The following is a 2,570-nucleotide window of genomic DNA, read 5'->3' on the forward strand; positions in this document are numbered from 1 at the left end:
TGTGTAGGGCGGTGACAAACCCGGCCACGGGAGCGCCGGCATAGGTGCCGGTGCGGCGGAGAGAAATCCTGCCAGTGGTAAGCTGCTCCATTTGGGGCGGCGAGGATGTTTGCCTTGGAGAGCTACGCGGCCGTTCGGCGTTTCGTGTTCGTGGAAGGTCATAGTCGCCGGGAAGCGGCGAAGGTGTTCGGTCTGAGCCGGGACACGGTGGCGAAGATGTGCGCGTTCTCGCTGCCACCAGGCTACCGGCGCGCGAAGCCGCCGGAGAAGCCGAAGCTGGGGCCGCTGTTGCCGGTCATCGACGCCATGCTGCGCGAGGACCGCCTGTCGCCGGCCAGGCAGCAGCACACCGCCAAACGGATCTTCGAGCGGCTGCGCGACGAGCATGGCTATGGCGGCGGCTACACGGTGGTGAAGGACTATGTGCGGCTAAGTCGGGCCCGCAGCCGGGAGACGTTCGTGCCGCTGGCGCACCCGCCGGGCCATGCCCAGGTCGACTTCGGCGAGGCGTGGGCCGAGATCGGCGGCGTGCGGCAGAAGGTTCATTATTTCTGCATGGACCTACCGCATTCCGATGCGTGTTTCGTGAAGGCCTATCCGCGCGAGACGACCGAGGCGTTCCTGGACGGCCATGTTTCGGCCTTCGCCTTCTTCGGCGGCGTGCCGCTGTCCATTCTCTACGACAATCTGAAGATTGCGGTGGCGAGGATCTGCGGCGACGGCAAGCGCGAGCGCACGCGGGCCTTCACCGAGCTGGTCAGCCACTACCTGTTTGCCGACCGGTTTGGCCGGCCCGGCAAGGGCAACGACAAGGGGAAGGTCGAGGCGCTGGTAAAGCACGCCCGCGCGATGTTCATGGTGCCCATTCCCGTGGCGGCCAGCTTCGACGAGTTGAACGAGCGCCTGGCGAAGGACTGCCTGGCCCGACAGAACGGGCATGCCGGACGCCATGCCGACACCATCGCCGAGCGGCTTGCCGCCGACCGGCAGGTCTTCCGGGCCTTGCCGGCGGTGCCGCTGGAGCCGTGCGAGAAGCGGTCGGCGCGCGTGTCGTCGACCGCGCTGGTGCGCTACCGGACCAACGACTATTCGGTGCCGACCGCCTACGGCTTCCGCGACGTCCTGGTGAAGGGGTTCGTCGACGAGGTCGTCATCAGCATCGCCGGCGAGGAGATCGCCCGCCATCCGCGCAGCTATGGCGAGGGCGCCTTCGTCGCCAACCCGCTGCACTATCTCGCGCTCATCGAGCAGAAGCCCGGCGCGCTCGACCAGGCGGCCGCCTTGCAGGGCTGGGATCTGCCCGAGATCTTCCAGCATCTGCGCCACCTTTTGGAAGCCCGTATGGGCAACAAGGGGAAGCGGGAGTTCATCCAGGTGCTGCGGCTGCTCGAAGCCCTGCCGCTCGCCGTCGTCACCGACGCGGTGACACAGGCCGTGCAGCTCGGCGCCATCGGCTTCGACGCGGTGAAGCTCATCGCGCTGGCGCGTATCGAACGGCGACCGCCCCGTCTCGATCTGGCCGCCTATCCGCACCTGCCCCGGACGGACGTGAAGACGACCCGGGCGGCGGACTATGGAGTGCTGGCGGCATGACAAGCGACAAGATGCCGACCGGCACGACCGGCGGGACACCCCAGGTGCTGCTCGCCCACCACCTCAAGCAGCTCAAGCTGCCGACCGTGCTGCGCGAATATGAGAAGGTCGCGCGCGAATGCGCCCGCGACGGTATCGACCACCCGCGCTACCTGCTGCGTCTCATCGAGCTTGAGCTCATCGACCGGGAGCGGCGCACGGTCGAGCGGCGGATCCGCGCCGCCCGCTTCCCGGCGGTGAAGAGTCTCGACACCTTCGACTTCACCGCCATCCCCAGCCTCAACAAGATGCTGGTGCTCGAACTCGCCCGCTCGGAATATATCCTGCGCCGGGAGAACGTCATCGCGCTGGGTAACAGCGGCACGGGCAAGACGCACGTCGCCCTCGCGCTCGGCCTGGCGGCTTGCCAGAAGGGTTTCACCGTCGCCTTCACGACCGCGGCCTCGCTGGTCAACCAGCTGATGGAGGCGCGCGACGAGCGGCGTCTGCTCAAACTCCAGCGGGAACTGGCGGCCGTGAAGCTGCTCATCGTCGACGAGCTCGGCTATGTGCCGCTGTCGGCGACCGGCGCAGAACTGCTCTTCGAGGTGCTGTCGCAGCGATACGAGCGCGGCTCGACCATCATCACGTCGAACCTGCCGTTCGAGGACTGGACCCAAGTGCTCGCCTCGGAGCGGCTCACCGGCGCGCTGCTCGACCGCCTCACGCACCACGTCTCCATCCTCACCATGAATGGCGACAGCTACCGCCTCAAACAGTCCGCCGGCCGGCGCTCCGCCAGAAGGGCGGAGCAAAACCAGGCCACTGTGTCGGCCGACCCGAACACCGGAGAGATCCCGCCGACATAGCCGGGAGAAAACGGTCGCGACGACATGGAAAGGGCCCCGATCGGGGCCCTTTCCATGTCGTCATCACGCCTCGACCGCTGGCCTACTTTTACACCGCCACCGTGGCCGGATTTTGCTCCGCCGTTGACA

2 protein-coding genes are annotated in these 2,570 nt (G+C 67.2%); both read left to right on the forward strand.

All coding sequences use genetic code 11. The features are described from left to right. The first annotated feature begins 105 nt into the window (after nt 1-105). Nucleotides 106-1,593, forward strand: a complete 1,488-nt coding sequence (gene istA / locus J2Y58_RS20755; protein WP_066278423.1) for an IS21 family transposase — start codon at nt 106-108, stop codon at nt 1,591-1,593. Further along, entirely contained in the window at nt 1,590-2,441 is an 852-nt protein-coding gene (gene istB, locus J2Y58_RS20760) for an IS21-like element helper ATPase IstB (RefSeq protein WP_371859768.1), read from the forward strand. The genes istA and istB overlap by 4 nt, the downstream gene beginning before the upstream one ends. Nucleotides 2,442-2,570: the final 129 nt, after the last annotated feature.

It is taken from the genome of Sphingomonas sp. BE138, from assembly GCF_031456125.1.
Taxonomy (GTDB): domain Bacteria; phylum Pseudomonadota; class Alphaproteobacteria; order Sphingomonadales; family Sphingomonadaceae; genus Sphingomonas.

Bases quoted from the DNA above. Each gene is read 5' to 3' on its own strand.
- istA (WP_066278423.1), top strand. From the start codon at position 106: ATGTTTGCCTTGGAGAGCTACGCGGCCGTTCGGCGTTTCGTGTTCGTG.
- istB (WP_371859768.1), top strand. From the start codon at position 1,590: ATGACAAGCGACAAGATGCCGACCGGCACGACCGGCGGGACACCCCAG.